At 71.4% G+C, this 22,681-nt stretch carries 20 protein-coding genes; 19 read left to right on the forward strand and 1 reads right to left on the reverse strand.

Annotation, left to right across the window (positions count from 1 at the left end):
• The 15 genes from AC0L6Y_RS05020 to AC0L6Y_RS05090 all read left to right on the forward strand — a co-directional run bounded on the left by AC0L6Y_RS05020 (position 1) and on the right by AC0L6Y_RS05090 (position 16,050).
• A complete protein-coding gene (locus tag AC0L6Y_RS05020; RefSeq protein ID WP_473556842.1) occupies positions 1–999 on the forward strand; it encodes an ABC transporter permease in 999 nt (332 codons plus the stop codon).
• Positions 996–1,862 (forward strand): ABC transporter permease, encoded by an 867-nt coding sequence (locus AC0L6Y_RS05025; protein WP_473556847.1) that lies wholly within the window; start codon positions 996–998, stop codon positions 1,860–1,862. The genes AC0L6Y_RS05020 and AC0L6Y_RS05025 overlap by 4 nt, the downstream gene beginning before the upstream one ends.
• A complete protein-coding gene (locus AC0L6Y_RS05030; protein WP_473556852.1) occupies positions 1,859–3,634 on the forward strand; it encodes a dipeptide ABC transporter ATP-binding protein in 1,776 nt (591 codons plus the stop codon). Before AC0L6Y_RS05025 ends, AC0L6Y_RS05030 begins: the two co-directional genes overlap by 4 nt.
• Positions 3,631–4,716 carry a peptidase C39 family protein gene (locus AC0L6Y_RS05035; protein WP_473556859.1) on the forward strand — a complete coding sequence of 362 codons (1,086 nt, stop codon included), beginning with the start codon at positions 3,631–3,633 and terminating at the stop codon, positions 4,714–4,716. Before AC0L6Y_RS05030 ends, AC0L6Y_RS05035 begins: the two co-directional genes overlap by 4 nt.
• 35 nt (positions 4,717–4,751) lie before the next feature.
• Positions 4,752–5,552, forward strand: a complete 801-nt coding sequence (locus AC0L6Y_RS05040) for an isoprenyl transferase (protein WP_473556865.1) — start codon at positions 4,752–4,754, stop codon at positions 5,550–5,552.
• A gap of 132 nt (positions 5,553–5,684) precedes the next feature.
• The gene (locus tag AC0L6Y_RS05045) at positions 5,685–6,440 is read left to right on the forward strand and encodes an NUDIX hydrolase (RefSeq protein WP_473556869.1); all 756 of its coding nucleotides are present in this window, start codon (positions 5,685–5,687) and stop codon (positions 6,438–6,440) included.
• A complete protein-coding gene (gene nadA / locus AC0L6Y_RS05050) occupies positions 6,427–7,737 on the forward strand; it encodes a quinolinate synthase NadA (RefSeq protein ID WP_473556874.1) in 1,311 nt (436 codons plus the stop codon). The genes AC0L6Y_RS05045 and nadA overlap by 14 nt, the downstream gene beginning before the upstream one ends.
• A 2-nt stretch (positions 7,738–7,739) precedes the next feature.
• The gene (gene nadB / locus AC0L6Y_RS05055; RefSeq protein WP_473556878.1) at positions 7,740–9,467 is read left to right on the forward strand and encodes an L-aspartate oxidase; all 1,728 of its coding nucleotides are present in this window, start codon (positions 7,740–7,742) and stop codon (positions 9,465–9,467) included.
• Positions 9,464–10,333 (forward strand): carboxylating nicotinate-nucleotide diphosphorylase, encoded by an 870-nt coding sequence (gene nadC, locus AC0L6Y_RS05060; RefSeq protein WP_473556884.1) that lies wholly within the window; start codon positions 9,464–9,466, stop codon positions 10,331–10,333. Before nadB ends, nadC begins: the two co-directional genes overlap by 4 nt.
• A complete protein-coding gene (locus AC0L6Y_RS05065) occupies positions 10,330–11,484 on the forward strand; it encodes a cysteine desulfurase family protein (protein ID WP_473556887.1) in 1,155 nt (384 codons plus the stop codon). The genes nadC and AC0L6Y_RS05065 overlap by 4 nt, the downstream gene beginning before the upstream one ends.
• A gap of 41 nt (positions 11,485–11,525) precedes the next feature.
• Positions 11,526–12,608 (forward strand): Rv2578c family radical SAM protein, encoded by a 1,083-nt coding sequence (locus AC0L6Y_RS05070; RefSeq protein ID WP_473556892.1) that lies wholly within the window; start codon positions 11,526–11,528, stop codon positions 12,606–12,608.
• A 61-nt stretch (positions 12,609–12,669) separates the two neighbouring features.
• Entirely contained in the window at positions 12,670–13,728 is a 1,059-nt protein-coding gene (locus AC0L6Y_RS05075; RefSeq protein WP_473556897.1) for an aminotransferase class V-fold PLP-dependent enzyme, read from the forward strand.
• A gap of 99 nt (positions 13,729–13,827) precedes the next feature.
• The gene (locus tag AC0L6Y_RS05080) at positions 13,828–15,213 is read left to right on the forward strand and encodes a glycine--tRNA ligase (RefSeq protein WP_473556902.1); all 1,386 of its coding nucleotides are present in this window, start codon (positions 13,828–13,830) and stop codon (positions 15,211–15,213) included.
• Between the two features lie 46 nt (positions 15,214–15,259).
• A complete protein-coding gene (locus AC0L6Y_RS05085) occupies positions 15,260–15,913 on the forward strand; it encodes a DsbA family oxidoreductase (RefSeq protein WP_473556907.1) in 654 nt (217 codons plus the stop codon).
• Positions 15,910–16,050, forward strand: a complete 141-nt coding sequence (locus AC0L6Y_RS05090; RefSeq protein ID WP_473556913.1) for a hypothetical protein — start codon at positions 15,910–15,912, stop codon at positions 16,048–16,050. The genes AC0L6Y_RS05085 and AC0L6Y_RS05090 overlap by 4 nt, the downstream gene beginning before the upstream one ends.
• A gap of 13 nt (positions 16,051–16,063) precedes the next feature.
• Here the strand turns inward: AC0L6Y_RS05090 and AC0L6Y_RS05095 are convergent, their stop codons facing one another.
• Positions 16,064–16,546 (reverse strand): aminoacyl-tRNA deacylase, encoded by a 483-nt coding sequence (locus AC0L6Y_RS05095; protein ID WP_473556918.1) that lies wholly within the window; start codon positions 16,544–16,546, stop codon positions 16,064–16,066.
• A gap of 153 nt (positions 16,547–16,699) precedes the next feature.
• On the opposite strand from AC0L6Y_RS05095, the gene dusB reads away from it, so the two are divergent.
• The 4 genes from dusB to AC0L6Y_RS05115 all read left to right on the forward strand — a co-directional run bounded on the left by dusB (position 16,700) and on the right by AC0L6Y_RS05115 (position 22,681).
• Positions 16,700–17,776 carry a tRNA dihydrouridine synthase DusB gene (gene dusB / locus AC0L6Y_RS05100; RefSeq protein WP_473558279.1) on the forward strand — a complete coding sequence of 359 codons (1,077 nt, stop codon included), beginning with the start codon at positions 16,700–16,702 and terminating at the stop codon, positions 17,774–17,776.
• A complete protein-coding gene (locus AC0L6Y_RS05105; RefSeq protein ID WP_473556923.1) occupies positions 17,769–19,022 on the forward strand; it encodes a deoxyguanosinetriphosphate triphosphohydrolase in 1,254 nt (417 codons plus the stop codon). Before dusB ends, AC0L6Y_RS05105 begins: the two co-directional genes overlap by 8 nt.
• Before the next feature lie 38 nt (positions 19,023–19,060).
• Complete coding sequence (gene dnaG / locus AC0L6Y_RS05110) at positions 19,061–20,956, forward strand: DNA primase (RefSeq protein WP_473556929.1); 1,896 nt, start codon at positions 19,061–19,063, stop codon at positions 20,954–20,956.
• Positions 20,957–21,145: 189 nt separating this feature from the next.
• Positions 21,146–22,681 (forward strand): ABC transporter substrate-binding protein, encoded by a 1,536-nt coding sequence (locus AC0L6Y_RS05115; protein WP_473556935.1) that lies wholly within the window; start codon positions 21,146–21,148, stop codon positions 22,679–22,681.

Raw genomic sequence — 22,681 nt, forward strand, 5'->3', positions numbered from 1 at the left:
ATGAGCGGTGCGCCTCGGCGCGCGCTCCTCGCCGGGTGGGCATCCTCCTTCTGGGGGATGCTCACCCTGCGGCTCCTCGGAGTTGTCGCGATCGTCTTCGTGCTGTCCGTGCTGATCTTCGGCATGATGCACCTGATCCCCGGGGATCTGGTGCGGAACCTTCTGGGTCTGCGGCCCGCGAATGAGGAGACGATCGCGGCGATCCGCGAGCAGTATCGCCTCGACGATCCGTTCTGGGTGCAGTACGCGACCTGGCTCGGCAACGCCCTGACCGGGGATTTCGGCACCTCGATCCGCTACCAGCTCCCCGTCGCCGACGCGATCGCGCAGCGCATCCCGCTCACCGCGATGCTGTCGGTGCTGGCCATGCTGATCGCCGCCGTCACCGCGATCCCGCTCGGGGTCGTCGCGGCGCGCTTCCACCAGAAGCCGGTGGATCGCGTCGTCACCGGCGTCTCGGTGCTCGGCCTCAGCGCGCCGGCCTTCGTCGTCGCGCTGCTGCTGCTGTACGTGTTCGCGTACTACCTGCCGATCTTCCCCGTCTACGGCGGCGGGGGCGGCGACCTGCTCTCGCAGCTGTACTACCTGGTGCTTCCCTCCACCGCGCTCGCGGTCGGGCTCGGCGCCATCCTGATGCGGCTGACCCGCGCCGCCATGATCGAGTCGCTTGCGAGCGACTACATCACCTTCGCGCGGTCGCGCGGGCTCGGCGAGGGGCGAGTGCTTCTGCTGGCGCTGCGCAACTCGGCGATCCCGATCGTCACCGCCGCGGGGCTCGTGTTCACCTACGTGATCGGCGGCACCATCCTCGTCGAGGCGGCCTTCGCGCTTCCCGGGCTGGGCCTCATGCTGCAGGACGCGGTGCTGTTCAAGGACATCGCGCTCGTGCAGGCGCTCGTGCTGCTGATCGCGGCCGTCATCGCCCTGCTCACCGTGGCGGTCGACTTCACCTACGCGGTGCTGGATCCGCGTGTTCGCAGCCGGAGGAGCGTCGCATGACCGCGCCCAAGACCACGGCCATCGCCCTGCGACCCTCGTTGCGCGCGGGCCGCGTCGGCTCCGTCGGCCTCGTCGTGACGGGCGGGATCCTGGCGATCGCGCTCGTCCTCGCCGCGTTCGGGTCGGTGCTCGCGCCCGACGCGCTCGTTCAGGACATCCTGCTCGGCGTCACCCCGCCCGGCACGCCCGGTCACCCGCTTGGCACCGATGAGCTGGGGCGCGACATCCTGCAGCTGCTGATCGCCGGGTCCGGTTCGGCGCTCGCGGGACCGGTCGTGATCGCGCTCGGCTCGATGCTGCTCGGCGTCATCCTCGGCACGATCACCGGCTATGTGCAGGGCTGGCTCGACTTCACCATCGGTCGCGTCACCGACCTGCTGCTGGCGCTGCCCGTCGTCGTGGTCGCGATCGTCGTCGCCGGCGTCTTCGGCAGCGGCTACTGGGTGACCGTCGCGATGCTCGTCGTGCTGTTCGCCCCCTCCGACATCCGGCTGGTCCGCTCCGCGGTCATCGAGCAGTCGGCGAGGCCGTACATCGAGTCGGCTCGGATGCTCCGCCTCGGCCCGTTCCGCATCATGTTCCGGCACATCCTGCCGAACGTCTCGCCGATCATCGTCACCAACGCCCTCGTCAACTTCGCGATCGCCATCGTGGCGCTTTCGTCGCTGTCGTTCCTCGGCGTCGGCGTGTCGCCCGGCGCCGCCGACTGGGGGCGCCAGCTCGACGACGGTCGAGGACTGCTCCCGATCAACCCCGCCGCCACGATCGCCCCGGCGATCGCGATCGTCGTCGTCGCCTGCGCGGCCAACCTGCTCGGCGACGCGCTTGCCGCCCGGGCCGAGCGCAAGGGAGGCGCCGAGTGAGCGCGCATCCGATCCTTCTCGACGCACGCGGACTCAGCGTGCGAGGCCCGCGCGGCGTGATCGTCGAGCCGGTCGACCTGCAGGTTCGCGCGGGCCGCACCCTCGCGGTGGTCGGCGAGTCGGGGTCGGGCAAGTCGCTGACCGCGCGCGCCCTCACCGGACTGCTCGACCCGGCACTCTCGGCCTCCGGAACGGTGCTCTGGGGTGAGCGTGAATTCGACCTCGCGGGCGCGGTCCCGTGGGCGGGCCTCCGCGGCTCGGCGATCTCGCTGCTGCTGCAGGACCCGTTCACCTCGCTCAGCCCCGTGCACCGCTGCGGCACCCAGATCGCCGACACCGTGCGCGCGCTCGCCCGTCGTCGCGGCAAGCGGATGACGGGCGCAGCGATCCGAACCATCGTCGAGGACCGCCTGCGGGAGGTGGGGCTGGACCCCGCCGTCGCGCGGCGCTACCCGCACGAGCTGTCCGGCGGCATGCGGCAGCGGGTCGCGATCGCCGCGGCGATCGCCGGCGACCCGGACGTGCTCATCGCCGACGAGCCGACGACGGCGCTCGACGCCTCCACCCAGGGCGAGGTGCTCGCCGTGCTCGCCGAGCTGCAGGAGCGGCGCGGGCTCGGCTTGGTCCTCATCTCGCACGACCTCGGCGTGGTGCGCGGCTGCGCCGACGAGGTCGTCGTGCTCTATGCGGGGACGGTCGCCGAGCGCGGCCCGGCCGGGGTCGTGCTCGATGCGCCCGTGCATCCGTACACGGCGCGACTGCTCGCCGCCGACCCGCCGCTGGATCACCGCCTGGCAAAGCTGGAAGGCATCCCCGGGTCGGTGCCCGCGCCCGGACAGCGCCCGGACGGATGCGCGTTCGCACCGCGCTGCCTGCTGGCGACCGAGCGGTGCCGCACCGAGGCGCCGGCGCTCGAGGCGGTGCCCCGAGGCGGTGTCGTCGCGTGCCACCACAGCCGCACCCCGCTCGTGATCGAGGAGCGCGGACGCGCCGCCGAGGCAGCCTCGCCCGCCGCGCCGGGCGCGCTGCTGACGGTGCGCGGGCTGCGAGCCCAGCACGGCGCGACCGAGATCCTGCACGGCGTCGACCTCGATGTGGCCTCGGGCGAGATCGTCGGTGTCGTCGGCGAATCGGGCTCCGGCAAGACCACGCTCGCGCGCTGCGTGGCCGGCCTGCACGCGCCGTCGGCGGGCGAGGTCAGCCTGGACGGAAACGCGCTGGCGCGCCGCCTCGCCGACCGCGACCCGCGTGACGTGCAGATCGTGTTCCAGGACCCGTACTCGGCGCTCAACCCGCGACTCACCATCGGCGATGCGCTGCGCGAGGCCCTCGCCGTCGGCGATCGTCCGGCGAGCGACGTCGCCGAGCTGCTCGAGAGCGTCGGGCTTCCGGCGCGCTACGCCGCTCGACGCCCGCGTGACCTCTCCGGCGGCGAGCGTCAGCGCGTCGCGATCGCCCGAGCGCTCGCCCCGCGGCCTCGGCTGCTGATCTGCGACGAGTCGGTGTCGGCGCTCGACGTGTCGGTGCAGGCGCAGATCCTGGCGCTGCTGCTGCGCCTCCGCGATGAGCTCGGCACCCCCGTGCTCGTCATCACCCACGACCTTGCGGTGGTGCGCCAGGTCTGCGACCGGGTGCACGTGCTTCGCCGCGGTGAGATGGTGGAATCCGGGACGGTGGCGCGCGTGTTCGATGCTCCCGAGCATCCGTACACCGCGTCGCTGCTCGCCGCCAGCGAGATCACGGCCGAACGGAAGGAGCCGACCCGCGCATGACCGAGATGACGTCGTTGCCCCGCGTGCCGGCGATTGCCGAGCTCACCCCCACGATCCCCGCGCTCGAGCAGTCGCCGGGGCTCGCGCTGCCGGATTCGGCGGCGGCGGTGTGGGCGCGCCCGACCGGAAGCGCGATCGTGCACCGGGCGCTGCTCGGGGAGGCCGCGGCCCCGCTCGCCGGGGCGCTGCTGCGCCGCCGACCGCAGACGGTCGGCTCGGTCATCACCGGCGCGTTCGGCGCCGCGGACGACCTGGAACTCGTGATCGCGGCGCTCGTTGCGCGCGAGAGCGAGGCCGGGCATCCGCTGCTCAAGTGGGAGGTGCGGCCCGGGCAGGACGTCGACCCCGCGGCGCACGGCTTCCGGGCGCTGCGCACACCGCACCGCTCGGGCGACGGCACCGACCCCGGCATTCGCGGCTGGGTTCGCGACCTCGTCGACTGGCCGCGCGGCGAGGTGGCCTACTACCGCCAGACCACCGACTTCACCTGCGGCGGCGTCTCGGCGCTGCTGGCGCTCGAGGCGGTGGGGGAGCGCCTGCTCGGCGACGACGCCGACGCGAACCGGCTGACCGAGCTGCGCACCTGGCGGACCGCCACCAACGTGCCGGCCTGCGATCCGCTGGCCCTCGCGGTCACCGTCGATCGGCTGCGCGGCGACGCCCACCGGGTCGAGGTCTACCTCGACACCGAGGAGCCCGTGCTGCTGGAGGATCTCGACGATCCGGCTGAGCTGTCCTTCCGTGCCGACCTGCAGCGCCTCGCCGCCCGAGAGCTCGCCGAGCGCGAGGTGGCCTGGCATCACGAGCGGCTCGGCATGGACCAGGTCGCCGAGGCCGTGGCGGCCGGCGCCGTCGCGATCCTCCTGATCGATCTTGAGCCGCTCATCGACGACCCGACGCCGCACTGGGTGGTCGCCTCCGCCGTGCGCGACGGCGTGCTGCTGATCGACGACCCGTGGGTCGAGACCGAGATCGGCGAGAGCTGGGTGATGACCCACGAGCTGCCGATGACCGAGGATGCGCTCGACGGCGTGGTGCGCTGGGGTCGCGGCTACCGCGGCGTCATCCTGCTGCACCGCTGAGTGGGGCCGGGGATCAGGCTGGCTAGGCTGACACGGTGACCTCGACCACGCATCCCGATGCGGAGCCGTTCCGGCCCCTCGACTGGACCGGGCTCTACCCGCCCGCGTTCCCGGCCGGGTCGGTTCCCGCGCACGTGGCGATCGTGATGGACGGCAACGGGCGCTGGGCCAACCAGCGCGGCCTCACTCGCACGCAGGGGCACCAGGCGGGCGAGGCGGCGCTGCTCGATGTCGTCGCCGGGGCGATCCAGGCCGGGGTGAAGCACCTCAGCGTCTACGCATTCTCGACCGAGAACTGGAAGCGCAGCCCCGACGAGGTGCGCTTCCTCATGGGATTCAACCGGGACGTGCTGCACCGGCGGCGCGACCAGCTGAACGACTGGGGCGTGCGCGTGCGCTGGGCCGGGCGGCGTCCGAAGCTGTGGCGCAGCGTGATCGACGAGCTGCAGTTCGCCGAGCGCCTCACCGCCCGCAACTCGACGCTGACGCTCACCATGTGCGTCAACTACGGCGGCCGCACCGAGATCGCGGATGCCGTGCGCCAGATCGCGGCGGAGGCGGCAGCGGGGCGGCTGAACCCGGCTCGCATCAGCGAGAAGACGATCCAGAAGCATCTGTACGTGCCCGATCTGCCGGATGTCGACCTGTTCGTGCGCAGCTCGGGGGAGCAGCGCACCAGCAACTTCCAGCTCTGGCAGGCAGCCTACGCCGAGATGGTGTTCCTCGACACGCTGTGGCCGGACTTCTCGCGCGAGGACCTGTGGCGCGCGATCGGGATGTACGTCGGACGCGACCGGCGCTTCGGCGGCGCCGTCGACGCCCCGAAGCCCCACTGAGGCGCCGGTGTCCCGCGTCGGCGCCTCCGTCTCGCGCGGGTTCGGGTCAGCCTGACCTGAAGTGCTAGAATCTGTTCGGGTTGAAATGACTCTTACACTGAGTCGCCCGGGAACGGCACGGAAGGAGTCACGATGGATGCCGATCGACAGCTCTCGCTCGCGGTCTCGACCGTGATCTTCGCGCTGCGCCCGCATCCGACCTCCGGCCGCAGCGTCGTGAGCCTGCCGCTCGTGCGCCGCACGCGCGAGCCGTTCGCCGAGCGCTGGGCGCTGCCCGGCGGCTGGGCCGACCCGGCCGAAGGGCTCGAGCAGACCGCCGCGCGCAACCTCGTCGAGACGACCGGGGTGCGCCCCGGCTACCTCGAGCAGCTCTACTGCTTCGGCGCGCCCGAGCGCTCGCCCAGCGGCCGCGTCGTCAGCGTCGTCTACTGGGCGCTCGTCGCCCCCGAGCAGACCGACGCCGACCGCGAAGCCGACAACGTGCGCTGGTTCGCCGCCGACGAGCTGCCCGAGCTCGCCTTCGACCACAACCTGATCGTCGAGTACGCGCTCTGGCGACTGCGCAACAAGCTCGAGTACAGCCAGATCGCGCACGCGCTGCTCGGGGAGACCTTCACGCTCAGCGAGCTGCGCCAGGTGCACGAGGCGGTGCTCGACCGCGAACTCGACCCCGCCAACTTCCGGCGTCAGATGGAATCCTCCGGCGCCCTCGTTGCCACCGACGAGCGCGTCGTCGGCGGGCGTCACCGTCCGCCGCGCCTGTACCGCTACGACTCCGCGGCGGCGCTCGTCGACCACGGGCCCCTGACCGAGCACCACGGCCTCGCCCACGCGGGCGCCCCGACCATCACCCCTGCAGGAGAGGACGCCGACCATGGCCTCCGTTGACACCACCATTCAGCTGATCCGCACCACGGGTCGCAACGCCGAGGGGCAGCCGCAAGAGGCCTGCAGCCCGGCGCTCGCGAAGAGCCCGTGGGACTTCGACCGCGAGCTGCAGTACGGACCCGGCTCGTCCATGGGCGACGTGATCCCGACCGGCTCACCGCGCCAGGGCGCGATCCCGCGGGAGTACCAGGACGCCACCCCCGAGGAGCTGGATGCGCGCATCCGCGCCGCCAAGCAGACCCTCGGCGACCGCGTCGTCGTGCTCGGCCACTTCTACCAGCGCGACGAAGTCGTCGAGCACGCCGACTTCCTCGGCGACAGCTTCCAGCTGGCCAACGCCGCCCAGACGGTGCCGAACGCCGAGGCGATCATCTTCTGCGGCGTGCACTTCATGGCCGAGACCGCCGACATCCTCGCCCGTGACGACCAGGCGGTCATCCTGCCGAACCTCGCCGCCGGCTGCTCGATGGCCGACATGGCCGACGAGGACTCCGTCGAGGAGGCCTGGGCCGAGCTCGAGGCGATCTACGGCACCGAGCCGGACGCCGAGGGCAAGGCGCCGATCATTCCCGTCACCTACATGAACTCCTCCGCCGCGCTCAAGGCGTTCTGCGGTCGCCACGGCGGCATCGTCTGCACCAGTTCGAACGCCGAGACGGTGCTCGAGTGGGCGTTCGAGCGCGGGCAGCGGGTGCTGTTCTTCCCCGACCAGCACCTGGGGCGCAACACCGCCAAGAAGATGGGCGTTCCGCTGGAGCGCATGCCGATGTGGAATCCGCGGAAGCCGATGGGCGGCAACACCGCCGATGAGCTGCTCGACGCGCGGGTGGTGCTCTGGCACGGCTTCTGCAGCGTGCACAAGCGCTTCACCGTCGCGCAGATCGACCAGGCGCGCGCAGAGCACCCGGGCGTGCAGGTGATCGTGCACCCCGAGTGCCCGATGCCGGTCGTCGACGCCGCCGATTCCGCCGGCTCGACCGACTTCATCCGCAAGGCGATCGCGGCCGCCACCGAGCCGACCACCTTCGCGGTGGGCACCGAGATCAACATGGTCAACCGCCTCGCAGCCGAGTTCCCGCAGCACGAGATCTTCTGCCTCGACCCGGTGGTGTGCCCGTGCTCGACGATGTACCGCATCCACCCCGGCTACCTCGCCTGGGTGCTCGAGGCGCTCGTCCGCGGCGAGGTGCTGAACCAGATCCGCGTATCCGAGGACGTGGCGGCGGATGCCCGCATCGCCCTCGAGCGCATGCTCGCCGCGCTGCCCAAGGACGCGGCCCCCACCACGAAGGACTGAGGATGCGCGTCGTCGTCGTCGGGACCGGGATCGCCGGCCTCATCACCGCCTACCGCGCGAGCGCCAACCACGACGTGGTGCTCGTGACGAAGGCCGAATTGGCCGAGAGCAACACCAAGTACGCGCAGGGCGGCATCGCCGCGGCGATGTTCCCGGACGACAGCGTCGACTCGCACATCGAGGACACCCTGGTCGCCGGGGCGGGCCTGTGCGACAGGAACGCCGTCGAGGTGCTCTGCGGCGAGGGGCCGCAGCGGGTGCGCGACCTGATCGCGCTCGGTGTCGAGTTCGACCGCGCCAGCGAGGAGCCGGATGCGGAGCTCGCGCGCGGCCACGAGGCGGCGCACTCGCACCGCCGCGTGCTGCACGCCGGCGGGGATGCCACGGGGCTCGCGATCGAGGTGGCGCTGCTGCGCGCGGTCAAGCGTCTCGCGGTGGAGGTGCACGAGCACACCTTCCTGCGCGACCTGATCGTCGACACCGATGAGACCGGCGCCCGCCGCGTCGTCGGCGTCGAGGCGATCGATCCCGACGGGCGCGAGATGACCATCGCCGCCGACGCCGTCGTGCTCGCCAGCGGCGGTGCCGGACAGCTCTACCGCCACACCACCAACCCCGAGGTCACCACCGGCGACGGGGTGGCGATCGCCTACCGCGCCGGGGCCGCGGTGCAGGATCTGGAGTTCTTCCAGTTCCACCCGACGTCGCTCGCCGTGCCCCGAAACCCGCTCGTCTCCGAGGCGGTCCGCGGCGAGGGCGCGGTCCTCGTCGACGAGAACGGGCGCCGCTTCATGTTCGACGTGCACCCCGACGGCGAACTCGCCCCGCGCGATGTCGTGGCCCGCGGCATCGCCGCCGCCATGGCCGCGCAGGACGGCCGACCGGTGCTGCTCGACGCCACGGCACTCGGCGGCGAGTTCCTCGCCGAGCGCTTCCCCGGCATCACGCGCGTCGTCACCGAGCACGGCTTCGACTGGGGGAGCGAGCCGATCCCCGTCACCCCGGCCGCGCACTACTGGATGGGCGGAGTGCGCACCGACACCTTCGGTCGCTCGAGCCTCGCCGGACTGTACGCGGTCGGCGAAACCAGCAGCACGGGCGTGCACGGCGCCAACCGGCTCGCCTCCAACTCGCTGCTGGAATCGCTCGTGTTCGCCTGGCGCGCCGCGGACGCGCTGGACCTGCCGCCGCATCCGCTCGCCCTCGACCCCGCCGACCTGGGCCCCGCCGCCGTGGACCCGGCCGCCGTGGAGCCGGCCGCCGTGGACCCGGCCGACCTGGGCCCCGCCGCCCTGGGCGCCGCCCTGGACTCAGCCGCCCTCGACTCCGCCGCTCCTGCTGCCCCCCGCGTCGACGAAATGCAGGAGAAACTGGCGGATGCCGACCTCGCCCCCCAGCAAACAGGCGGCGAAGTGTTCGCGCGTCCTGCATTTCGTCAGCTGATGTGGGAGCGCGTGGGGCTCGAGCGCGACGCCGAGGGCCTGCGCGCCGCGGCCGTGCGACTCGCTGGGATGCGGGTCGTCGGCGACACGATCGACGACCACGAAGACCGCAACCTGCTTGAACTGGGCCGCCTCATGGTGGCGGCGGCGCTGCGCCGCGAGGAGTCGCGCGGCGCGCACTCCCGTCTCGACTTCCCCGAGACCGAGGAGGCCTTCGCGCGTTCATTCCTGTGGGTGCATGAGTCGGCTCTCGCCCCCGAGCGGGTCGTGGCGGAGGTGCTGGCATGAGCCGCGCGATGACCCCCGAGTACCTCGACGACCTGATTCGTCGAGCACTCGCCGAGGACGCCCCGTGGGGCGATGTCACGAGCGAGGTGTTCGTTCCCGCCGACGCACGGGCCACCGCCACGCTCTCCTCGCGCGAACCGGGAGTGCTGAGCGGCCTGACGGTGTTCGAGCGCGTGTTCCAGATCGTTGATGCCTCGATCGGCATCGAACTGCTCGCGAGCGACGGCGACGAGGTCGAGCCGGGCGCGATCCTGGCTCGGGTGACGGGGCCCGCGCGCGCGATCCTGCGCGCCGAGCGCATCGCCCTGAATCTGTCGCAGCGCATGTCGGGCATCGCCACGGCGACGCAGCGCTACGTCGACGCGGTCGCCGGCACGAACGCCCGGATCGTCGACACCCGCAAGACCACACCCGGCCTGCGCGCGCTCGAACGTCAGGCGGTGCGCGACGGCGGCGGGCACAACCACCGCTTCTCCCTCTCGGACGCCGTGATGGCCAAGGACAACCACCTCGCCGTCCTCGCCGCGCAGGGAATCGGCACCGGCGACGCGATCCGCGCCGCGCGCGCGAAGCTCGGCCACACCGTCCACCTGGAGGTCGAGGTCGACCGCGTCGACCAGATCGACGAGGTGGTGGCGGCCGGCGTCGACACGATCATGCTCGACAACTTCACGCTCGACGAGCTCCGCGAGGGCGTCGCCCTGGTCGCGGGCCGCGCCGTGGTCGAGGCGAGCGGCGGGGTGACGCTCGACACGGTCGCCGACATCGCCGCGACCGGCGTCGACGTCATCTCGGTGGGCGCTCTCACGCACAGCGTGCGCGCGCTCGACCTCGGGCTCGACGTCGAGGTGCAGCTGCCCTCATGAGCTACCTCGACCAGGCGGCGACCCGCCCCGTGCGCCGCGAGGTGCTCGAGGCGATGTGGCCATTCCTGGCGGGGGAGTACGAGGGCGAGTTCGGGAATCCGTCGAGTCGCCACGAGATCGGCGACCGCGCCGCGCGCGCGCTGGCGGACGCCCGCGGCCGCATCGCGGGGCACCTGGGATGCCGGCCCGGCGAGGTGATTCTGACCTCCGGCGGCACGGAGGCCGACAATCTCGCGCTGAAGGGCATCGCGCTGGCGAACCCGCGCGGCCGGCACCTGGTCACGACGGCGATCGAGCACGAGGCGGTGCTCGAGAGCGCCGACTATCTGCGCCGCCTGCACGGCTTCGAGGTGACCTTCGTCGATCTCACGCCGGAGGGGCTCGTCACCTCCGCGGCGCTCACGGCCGCGCTGCGCGACGACACGACGCTCGTCAGCATCCACCACGGCAACAACGAGATCGGATGCGTGCAGCCGATCGCGGAACTCGCCGCCGCGGCGCGCGAGGCCCTCATCCCCTTCCACACGGATGCGGTGCAATCGGCCGGCTGGTTCGACGTCGGTCTGGCGAGCCTCGGCGTCGATGCCGTCAGCATTGCCGGTCACAAGCTCGGCGCGCCGAAAGGCGTCGGGGCGCTGGCGGTGCGCCGCGGCGTGGCGCTGGAGCCGCTGATCCACGGCGGCGGGCAGGAGCGCGGGCGCCGCTCGGGCACCGAGAACGTCGCGGGCGCGGTGGGCCTGGCGACGGCGCTCGACCTGGCGGCCGCGGCGCGCGGCGCTGCCGCCGACACCGCCGTCGCCCGCGACGCGCTGATCGACGGCGTGCTGACCGCCGTTCCGGGCGCGCTGCTGACCGGGCCGCGCGAGCCGCGGCTGCCGGGGCACGCCTCCTTCTGCTTCCCGGGCACGAGCGGCGAGGCGGTGCTGCTCGAACTGGAGCGCCGCGGGGTGGTCTGCTCGAGCGGCTCGGCCTGCGCGGCGGGCAGCGACGAGCCCTCGCACGTGCTCACCGCGATCGGCATCGCAGTCGAGGTGACGCAGACGGCGGTGCGGTTCACGTTCGGGGCGGAGTTCACGCCCGCCGATGCCGAGAGGGTGGTCGCCCGCGTCGCGGAATCGGTCGCGGCGGTCGGCGGACTCGGCGCATCCTGAGCTCCGGTTGACGTCGACTAGAACATATGTTCGAATGAGGCATGCGGTGGAGCGGGCAGCAGCTGAGTGCGGAGAACGTCGAAGCGCTGCCCGGCCTCGCGCGTCTCAACAATCTGGTGCGCAGTGTGCAGACGCCCGAGTTCGCGGGCGTCACCTTCCACGAGGTGCTCGCGAAGTCGGCGCTCAACAAGGTGCCCGGCGGCGGGGGAGCGCTGCCCTTCGGCTGGACGATCAACCCCTACCGCGGGTGCCAGCACGCCTGCACCTACTGCTTCGCCAGGCCGACGCATGAGTACCTGGACCTCGACGCGGGCCGTGACTTCGACAGTCAGATCATCGTCAAGACGAACGTCGCCGAGGTGCTCGAGCGCGAGCTCGCCCGGCCCAGTTGGCAGCACCACCCGGTCGCGCTCGGCACTAACACCGACCCGTATCAGCGCGCCGAGGGCCGCTACCGGCTGATCCCGGGCATCATCGCGGCGCTGGCGGCCTCCGGCACGCCGCTCAGCATCCTCACCAAGGGCACCCTGCTGCGGCGCGACCTGCCGCTGCTGGCGGAGGCACGCGAGCACGTGCCCGTCGACCTCGCGATGTCGATCGCGATCTTCGATCCGGACCTGCAGCGCTCGGTCGAACCCGGAACCCCGACCGCCGCGGCACGGCTGCAGACGGTGCGGGCGGTGCGCGAGGCCGGCTTCGACTGCGCGGTGCTGCTGATGCCGGTGCTGCCGTTCCTCACCGACACCCGCGAGCACCTCGACCGCGCCTTCCGGATGCTCGCCGAGGCGGGCGCCACGAGCGTCGCCTACTCCGCACTGCATCTGAAACCCGGGGTGAAGGAGTGGTACCTGGCCTGGATCGAGCGGGCGCATCCGGAGCACCTGGAGCGCACCCGCGCCCTCTACGCGGGCGGCACGTACGCGCCGAAGGAGTACCGGCGCTGGCTCGCCGAGCGCATCCGGCCGCTGATGCGCCAGTACGGATTCGAGCGCACCCGGCTCGCTCCCGGAACCGGGGTGCCGGCATCGTCCGCGCATCCGACGGGCGCGGCCCGCGGTTCACGCCTGCTGGCGACGGAACTGTCGCCGCGCGCCGCCGCAGCGCTGCAGCCGTCGCTGTTCTGAGACAGCCAGATCGCTCGGCGTGGCTCTTGCCGTGGCGGGACGCGGGCGCAATGCTCGGATCATGACATCTGAGGCTCTCGCCGCGGCGATCGATCAGTTCGGAGATCCGCGGGGGTACCTCGCGGTGGCCTCGATCGGGCTGCCGCCGCAGCGCTCCGTCGACGCCATGATGGCCGACCTCGAGGCGTGGGCGGCAGCCGATCGCGACCCGCAGGGCTACGACCCGGTCATCGAGCGGACGCGCGCCTCCTACGCCCGCCTCGTGCGGGTGCCCGTCGACCAGGTCGCGATCGGCGGTGCGGTCTCGGTCATGACCTCCCTTGTCGCCGAGGCGGTGCCGCCGGGCGCCGAGGTGCTCGTCGCCGACCACGACTTCTCGTCGGTGCACTTCCCCTTCCTGCAGCGTCAGGGGGAGGGCGGCATCCGCGTGCGCGTGGTCGCCCTGGATGCCCTCGCCGAGGAGATCCGCGACGACACCCATCTGGTGGCGTTCTCGCTCGTGCAGTCGGCGACCGGGCAGGTGGCCGACGTCGGCGCGATCCGCGAGGCGGCCGCGCGGGTCGGCGCGCTCACCTACTGCGACGTGACCCAGGCCGCGGGCGTCTACCCGGTCGATGCATCGCTGTTCGACATCACCTCGTGTCACACCTACAAGTGGCTGTGCTCGCCGCGCGGTGTCGGCTTCCTGACCGTCAGCGAGCGCGGGGCGCAGGCGCTGCGACCGCTGCAGGCCGGCTGGTACGCCGGCGACGACGTGTGGAAGAGCACCTACGGGCCGGAAATGCATCTGGCGACGAACGCCCGGCGCTTCGACGTCTCGCCCGCCTGGCAGGCGTGGGTCGGCGCCGAGCACGCCGTCGAGCTGTTCGCGGGCCTCGACATGCGCGAGGTGTGGGAGCGGACCAGTGGACTCGGCGACGCGCTCTGCGAGGCGCTCGGCATCCCGCTGCAGCATCAGCCGATCGTCACCTGGCCCGACACCAGCGGGCAGGACCTCCGCACGCTCATCGCGGCGGGCGTCCGCGTCTCGGGCCGCGCGGGGCGGCTGCGGGCGTCGTTCCACCTCTGGAACGACGAGTCCGACGTCCAGGCTGTCACCCAGGCACTCTGGGGGTCGTGACCGCCGGTAGGCTGACTGGCAGCGTCCGGCGTTCGCCGTTGACGCATCCCGCGCATCATTGACCGCGCAGCCAGCGCGGCTGACCTCTGGAGTTTCTTCGTGGCAACGCCCAACCCGCTCGATTCGATCATCTCCCTCGCCAAGCGCCGAGGCTTCGTCTATCAGGCGGGTGAGATCTACGGCGGATCCCGCTCCGCCTGGGACTACGGCCCGCTCGGCACCGCGCTGAAGGAGAACATCAAGCGCGAGTGGTGGAAGTTCATGGTGCAGACGCGCGACGACATCGTCGGCATTGACTCCTCGGTGATCCTGCCGAAGAAGGTCTGGGAGGCCTCCGGTCACGTCGAGGTCTTCAGCGACCCGCTCGTCGAATGCCAGAGCTGCCACAAGCGCTACCGCGAAGACCACCTGCTGGAGGAGTTCGAGGAGAAGAAGGGCCGCGCGCCCGAGAACGGCCTCGCCGACATCGCCTGCGCCAACTGCGGCACCCGCGGCCAGTGGACCGAGCCGCGCGCCTTCAGCGGACTGCTGAAGACCTTCCTCGGCCCGGTGGATGACGAGGCCGGCATGCACTACCTGCGGCCCGAGACGGCGCAGGGCATCTTCGTCAACTTCGCCAACGTCATGTCGAGTGCGCGCATGAAGCCGCCGTTCGGCATCGCCCAGGTCGGCAAGAGCTTCCGCAACGAGATCACGCCCGGAAACTTCATCTTCCGCACCCGCGAGTTCGAGCAGATGGAGATGGAGTTCTTCGTCGAGCCCGGCACCGACGAAGAGTGGCACCAGTACTGGATCGACGCGTGCATGAAGTGGTATCGCGACCTTGGCATCCAGGAGGAGAACCTGCGGTTCTACGAGCACCCGCAGGAGAAGCTCAGCCACTACTCGAAGCGCACCGTCGACGTCGAGTACCGCTTCCGCTTCGCCGGATCGGAGTGGGGCGAGCTGATGGGTGTCGCCAACCGCACCGACTTCGACCTGAAGACGCACTCCGAGCACTCGGGCGTCGACCTGTCCTACTTCGACCAGACCAAGAACGAGCGCTGGATCCCGTACGTGATCGAGCCGGCGTTCGGTCTGACTCGCGCGCTGATGGCGTTCCTGGTGGATGCCTACAGCGAGGACGAGGCGCCCAACACGAAGGGCGGCGTCGACAAGCGCACCGTGCTGCGTCTCGACCGCCGACTCGCTCCGGTCAAGGCGGCGGTGCTGCCGCTGTCGCGCAACGAGAAGCTCTCGCCGGTGGCGAAGGAGCTCGCCGACCGGCTGCGCCAGCACTGGATCATCGAGTTCGATGACGCGGGCGCGATCGGCCGCCGCTACCGTCGCCAGGACGAGATCGGCACCCCGTTCTGCGTCACCGTCGACTTCGACACGCTCGACGACAACGCGGTGACCGTGCGCGAGCGGGACACGATGAGCCAGGAGCGCATCCCGCTCGAGGGCCTCGAGCGCTACCTCGCCGGCCACCTCCTCGGCGCCTGACCCCGCTCGGCGGGAATACGCGCGGGTGGGGGGCGTTGAGGTTGCGGTGAGTGAATCCATCAAGGTCGACATCTGGTCGGATGTGCAGTGCCCCTGGTGCTACATCGGCAAGCGGAAGTTCGAGGCGGCGGTGGCCGAGTTCGACGGTGACGTCGAGGTTGAGTATCACTCGTTCGAGCTCGCGCCCGACACGCCGGTCGACTACGACGGGACACCCGCGCAGTACCTCGCCGAGCGCAAGGGCCTGCCGATGCCGCAGGTCGAGCAGATGATCCAGCGCGTCACCGACATCGCCGCGAGCGTCGGACTCGAGTACCACTACGAGCACGTGCACCAGACGAACACCATCAAGGCGCACGAGCTTCTGCACCTCGCCAAGGCGCACGGCCGCCAGGCCGAGATGAAGGAAGCGCTGCTGAAGGCGTACTTCGTGGACGGCGGACACGTCGGGCGCGTCCCGGATCTCGCCGACCTCGCGGCGGGCCTCGGCTTCGACCGCGATGAGGTCGTCGAGGCGCTCGAGAGCGAGCGCTTTCTGCCCGCGGTGAAGGCGGATGTGGCCCAGGCCGCCTCCTACGGAATCTCGGGGGTGCCGTTCTTCGTCTTCGAAGAGCGCTACGGTGTGTCGGGGGCACAAGACACCACCGTGTTTGCCGACGTGCTTCGCCAGCTCAGCGCCGAGAAGGAGACCGCAGCATGACTCAGCCCACGACCCCGAGCCCGCTTGAGATGGTGGGAGCCCCGGATGCGGCGGCCTGCGAGGGCGATGTCTGCGTCGTCAACGCGCACCCGGAGCACGCGCTCGTGACGCGCGCTCTCGACGCCGACGCGGTCTGAACGCCGAACCCGCCTACTCGCGCACCGCGATCGGCTCGGTGATGTCGGCGAGGGTCGCCTCGAAGGAGCGGATCACCGCATCCGCCTCCGTGAACAGGCTGAGCCCGTGCTGCCCGGCCCCCATCGACACGCGACGCCCGGCCATGCTCCGGTCGGCGAAGACGGGCCAGGCCGTCGTCGAGCCGAACGGCGTGATGGTGCCGCGCTCGTAGCCGGTCGCGTCGAAGGCGACCTCCGCATCCGGCAGCTTCAGCCGGTTGACGCCGACCAGCGCCCGCAGCTTCGGCCAGGAGATCTGCCGGTCGCCGGGCACGAGCGCGAACAGGAACGTGCCGTCGCTGCGTTTGACGACGAGGGTCTTCACGATCTCGGCCGGGGTGATGCCGAGAATCTGGGCCGCCTCCTCGAGTGAGCGGGCGGGGGCGCGCTCGATGATCTCGATCTCGATTCCGCGCGCGGCGGCATCGGCTTCGACGCGTTGACGTCCGTTCGTCACCTGGTCAGGACCTTTCTGGGAGAATCGAGACGATGTCCATTCTCACCGTCACTGACCGCAACGCCGAGAGCCCGGCGTTCGATTCCCGACGCGCGCCCCGCGGCGCTCCGCATCGGGCCGATCGAGCTCGACGTTCCGGTGGTGCTCGCGCCGATGGCCGGCATCACCAACACGGCGTTCCGACGGCTGTGCCGCGAGTACGGGGCGGGCCTCTACGTCTCCGAGATGATCACCAGTCGCGCTCTCGTGGAGCGGACGCCCGCGAGCCTGCGGCTGATCCAGCATCACGAGTCGGAGACGCCCCGGTCGATCCAGCTCTACGGCGTCGACCCGAAGACGGTCGCTGAGGCGGTCACCTTCCTGGTGGCCGAGGATCGCGCCGACCACATCGACCTCAACTTCGGCTGCCCTGTGCCGAAGGTCACCCGCAAGGGCGGCGGTTCGGCGCTGCCGTGGAAGCTGGGCCTGTTCCGCGAGATCGTCGAGGGCGCGGTGAAGGCCGCCGGCGACATCCCGCTCACGGTGAAGATGCGCAAGGGCATCGACGCGGATCACCTGACCTACCTGGAGGCGGCGAAGGCCGCCGAGGGCGCCGGAGTCGCGTCCATCGCGCTGCACGCCCGCACGGCGGCCGAGTTCTACTCGGGCCACGCCGACTGGTCGGCGATCGCGAAGCTGAAGGAAACCATCCACAGCGTCCCGGTGCTCGGCAACGGCGACATCTGGAGTGCCGAGGACGCCCTGCGCATGGTCGCCGAGACCGGCTGCGATGGCGTCGTCGTCGGTCGCGGATGCCTGGGGCGCCCGTGGCTCTTCGGAGACCTCGCGGCCGCGTTCCAGGGCGGCCACCTCAAGGCGGAGCCGACGCTCGGCGAGGTGGCGACGGCGTTCCAGCGCCACGCGGAGCTGCTCGTCGAGTTCTTCGACGACGAGGGTCGCGCCTGCCGCGACATCCGCAAGCACGTGGCGTGGTACTTCAAGGGCTACTCGGTCGGCGGTGAGCTTCGCGCGGCGCTCGCCCGCTCTTCGAGCCTCGACGAGATCGCTGAACTGCTCGCACAGCTCGACCCGGCCCAGCCCTACCCGGGCGCCGAGGCGGAGGGTCAGCGCGGGCGCGCCGGCACCCCGAAGGTGCCGACGCTGCCGTACGGCTGGCTGGACAGCCGCGAGCTCGAGGGCGCGCAGCGCAGCGAGCTGACCGAGGGCGAAGGCGACACCAGCGGTGGCTGAGGCGCAGCCGCCCGTCGGCTACTCCGAGCACGACATCGAGCGCTGGCTTCCCGAAGACCACCACACCACCCCGCGCACCGATTTCGCCCGCGACCGCGCGCGCATCCTGCACTCGAGCGCGCTGCGCCGGCTCGCCGTGAAGACGCAGGTGCTCAGCCCGACGGCGGGGCTCGACTTCGCCCGCAACCGGCTGACGCACTCGCTCGAGGTGGCGCAGATCGGCCGCGAGCTGGCGCTCCGTCTGCGACTCGACCCGGACGTGGTCGACGCGGCGTGCCTCGCCCACGACCTGGGGCATCCGCCGTTCGGCCACAACGGCGAGAAGGCGCTCAACGACTGGGCGGCGCCCTACGGAGGCTTCGAGGGCAACGCGCAGACGCTGCGCCTGCTGAGCCGTCTCGAGCCGAAGGTGTTCGGCCCCGACGGGCGCAGCTACGGTCTCAACCTGACGCGCGCCAGCCTCGACGCGAGCTGCAAGTATCCGTGGCCGCAGGCGCAGGGGATCCCCGACCCGAGCGGCCGCAGCAAGTTCGGCTTCTACGCCGACGACACCCCCGTCTTCGAGTGGCTGCGCGCCGGGGCACCCGACCGCGTGCGCTGCATCGAGGCGCAGGTGATGGATCTCTCCGACGACATCGCGTACTCGGTGCACGACTTCGAGGATGCGATCGTCAACGGCTACCTCGACGTGCCGGCGCTGAGCGCGCGGGTCGACCACGAGGCGCTCGTCGACGCGATGTTCGTGTGGATCGGCGGCGAGATCTCGCGCGACGACCTGCTCGCCGCCTTCGACCGCCTCGACGGCCTGCCGTGGTGGATCGACTCCTGGGACGGCTCGCGGCGCGACCTGGCGAAGCTGAAGAACCTCACCAGTCAGCTCATCGGGAGGTTCTCGCACGCCGCGATCCATGCGACGCGTGCCGCGCACCCGAAGGTGGCGCTGGCGCGCTTCGGCGGCGACGTGCGCGTGCCGCGCGAGACGCAGGCCGAGATCGCCGTGCTGAAGGGGATCGTCGCCGCGAACGTGATGTCGACGAACTCGCGGCAGCCGTACTACGAGCGGCAGCGGGAGATCCTCACCGAGCTGGCGGATGCGCTGTGGAGGCGCCCCGAGAACCTCGACACCGGCTTCGCGGCCGACTGGGCCGCCGCGGCCGATGACACCGCGCGGCGCCGCGTGATCGTCGATCAGGTGGCCTCGCTCACCGACGTCTCCGCGAATCAGCAGCACGACCGGCTGCGGTAGACCGCGGCGCGCACGCCGCGCGCCGTAGAATCAGCGGCATGCCCGGGCTCATTCGTCGAAACGACATCGACGAAGTGCGCAGCCGCATCAACATCGCCGACATCGTCGGCGACTTCGTCACCCTGAAGAGCGGCGGCGTCGACTCGATGAAGGGCCTGTGTCCGTTCCACGAGGAGCGCAGCCCCAGCTTCCACGTGCGACCGAGCGTCGGCCGGTACCACTGCTTCGGATGCGGCGAGGATGGCGACGTCTTCAGCTTCCTGCAGAAGATGGATCACGTCACCTTCACCGAGGCGGTGGAGCGGATGGCGGCCCGCCTCGGCTACGAACTGCACTACGAGGGCGGCGGGGCGGCCCCCGATCACGGCAACCGCGCCCGCCTGATCGCCGCGAACGCCGCGGCAGAGGAGTTCTTCCGCGAGCAGCTGCGCACGCCGGCCGCGCAGGTGGGCCGCGACTTCCTCGGCTCGCGCGGCTTCGATGCCGCCGCCGCCGAGCGCTTCGGCGTCGGCTTCGCGCCGAAGTCGTTCTCGGCGCTCGGCGACCATCTGAAGGGCCGCGGCTTCACGCAGGACGAGCTCACCGCATCCGGCCTGCTCAGCACGGGGGAGCGCGGCAACGTCTACGACCGCTTCCGCGGGCGGCTGGTGTGGCCGATCCGCGACGTGACGGGCGCGACGGTGGGCTTCGGCGCCCGCAAGCTCCTCGACGACGACCAGGGCCCGAAGTACCTGAACACGCCGGAGACGCCGATCTACCACAAGAGCCAGGTGCTCTACGGGCTCGATCTGGCCCGCCGAGACATCGCCAAGGGCAAGCAGGTCGTGGTGGTGGAGGGCTACACCGACGTGATGGCCTGCCATCTCGCGGGCGTGACGACGGCGATCGCGACCTGCGGCACGGCGTTCGGCGTCGACCACATCAAGGTGCTGCGCCGCGTGCTCGGCGATGTCGACAACAGCAACACGCAGGGCACCGGCCAGGTGATCTTCACCTTCGATCCGGACGAGGCGGGGCAGAAGGCGGCGAGCCGCGCCTTCGCGGAGGAGCAGCGCTTCGCGGCGCAGACCTTCGTCGCGGTCGCCCCGGACGCTCTGGATCCGTGCGACCTGCGCCTGCACCGCGGCGACGAGGCCGTGCAGTCGCTCATCGCGACGCGGAAGCCGATGTTCGAGTTCATGATCCGCCGCCAGCTGGCCGGCCACGACCTGGAGACGGTGGAGGGCCGGGTTGCGGCGCTGCGGGCCGCCGCCCCGGTGGTCGCGGGCATTCGCGACAGCGCGATGAGCGTCGGCTACGTGCGCAGTCTGGCGGGCTGGCTGGGCCTGGACCCGCGGGAGGTGAGCCGTGCGGTCTCGTCGAGCCGCGGCGCCTCGACCCGCGCCCCGGAGCGCTCCGCGCCGCCGCGCGCCGGGGCGGAGGAGCCGGCCGAGCCGGCAGCTCCCGAGTTCCGGCTGATGGACCTGCCGACCGACCCGTTGACGCGGGGTGAGCGGGATGCGCTGATGGCGATCCTGCAGCACCCCGAGCACGTCGGCCGCGAACTCCTCGAACGCGTCACCCAGGTGAAGGTCGGCAACGCCGCGCTCGGCGTGGTGCGCGACGCTGTTGCGACCGCTCTCGCCGAGGTCGAGGGGGATCCGGCCTCCGAGGATCGCTGGGTCGCGAGCGTCGCAGAGCAGGCGCCCGCGGGCTTCACGAGCCTCGTCTCGCAGCTGGCGATCGCGCCGATCCCTCAGCGGCCGGACCAGATCGGGGCATACTGCCGCGACGTGGTCACCTCCCTCATCGACCGCGACCTGCTGCGATTGAAGGCGGAGGTGCTCGGCGCCATGCAGCGGGCGCAGTCCGACGGCGATCAGGAACGCTGGTCGATTCTGGCGCGGGAGTCGGCGGCGCTTGAGACGGAACGACGACGCCTGCGCGAGAGCTGAGCCCGGCTCAGCGCGCGCGGCCGGGGCTCGGTGTGTTATCAAGAGAGGTGCTCTCGACGCGGTGACACCGGTCCGAGCCCGACACCCCACCTGAAAGGCCCCGCGTGACTCACCTGTTCGCTCTCCGACGGAGAGGGGCTGCGGCGATCGCCGCGGCATCCGTCGCCCTGCTGCTGTCCGGCTGCGCCGGTGCGGGCGCGCCGCGTCCGATCGTGGTGGGAACCACCTCGGACATCGTCTCCCTGGACCCGGCGTTCGACGCGCGACGGCACGACGACGGCGTTCCTGCACCAGCTGTATCCGCGGCTCCTCGAGCTCGATGCCGCCACCGGTGAGATCGATCTCTCGCTCGCCGAGACCGCCGAGTTCACCTCCGACACCGAGTACACGGTGACGCTGCCGACGGGGCTGGAGTTCCCGAACGGCGACGAACTCACGGCCTCCGATGTCGTCTTCAGCTTCGAGCGCCAGCTCGCGATCGGCGACACGACGGGACCGGTGACGCTGCTGCGCGGGCTGCAGTCGGTGGCCGCGCTGGACACCCACACGGTCGTCTTCACGCTGCGCGAAGCCGACGACGTGACCTTTCCCGCCGTGCTGGCGGGACCGGCGGGGGCGATCCTCGACGAGGAGATCTTCGCCGCCGACGCCATCACCGACGACGAGGTGATCGTCGCCGGCGGCGGGTTCGCGGGCAAGTGGAAGATCGCCGGCGTCGACGGCACGACGTACACGGTGGTCGGGTTCGAGGACGATCTGGAGGATCCGTCCGGCACCGTCATCACGATGGAGACGGAGCTTGAGGCGGCGAGTCTCGCTGAGCGTGTGGCCGCGGCCGAGGTCGATGTCGCCTTCGGCAGCTTCACCACCGAGGAGCGTTCGGAGCTGCTGGCGACGTCGGGTCTGACGACGCGGGTTCAGCCGACGAAGACGATGCGAATGCTCGCCTTCGACTTCAGCACCATGCCGTTCGGCTCCGGCACCGAGGAGGCGAGCTCGAAGGCCGCCGTCGCCGTGCGCAAGGCCATGGCCGACCTCGTGGACCGCGTCTCGCTCGCGGAGATCGCTCCGGCGGAGTGGTCGCCCGACTACGGATTCCTCCCCGCCGCGCTGCGCACCGGGTCGCTCGAGGCGGGAACCGCTCCGGGGGAGCAGGGCGTGCTCGCCGGCTATGGCGACGCCGAGGGCGGTGCGGATGCGGAGCGCGCCGCGGCCCGGCTGGCGGACGCGGACGTCGAGACGCCGGTTCCGCTTGTGATCAGCTATGTCGCGAACGCGGAAGACGTCGCCGGCGAGGCGATCCGCGCCGAACTCGAGACCCAGTTGGAGGAGGGCGGACTGTTCACCGTCACCTTCGACGAGGTGGATGGCCCGTTCAGCCGCGCGACGCTGGGTGCCGAGCGCTACCCGATCTTCCTGTACACGACGACGCCCGCGGGCGTCGATGTCGATGACGCGCTCACCCGCCTCTATTCCTCTGATCTGGGGCTGCCGACCGGGATCGGCGACGAGACGACCGATGAGCTGATTGCGCAGCAGGGCACCACCGCGAACGTGTCGGATCGTGAGGAGGTCATCACGACCCTTGAGGCGCGTCTCGCGTCGCGGCTTCCCACCTTGCCGCTGCTGTCGGGGCGTCAGACGATGTACCTCGCGCCGGGCGTGACGCTCGCGACGATCGCCGAGTTGGGCGAGGGGTGGCTCGGCGGCCTCACCCGGCGGTGA

The organism is Pseudolysinimonas sp. 10J20-29 (assembly GCF_055809595.1).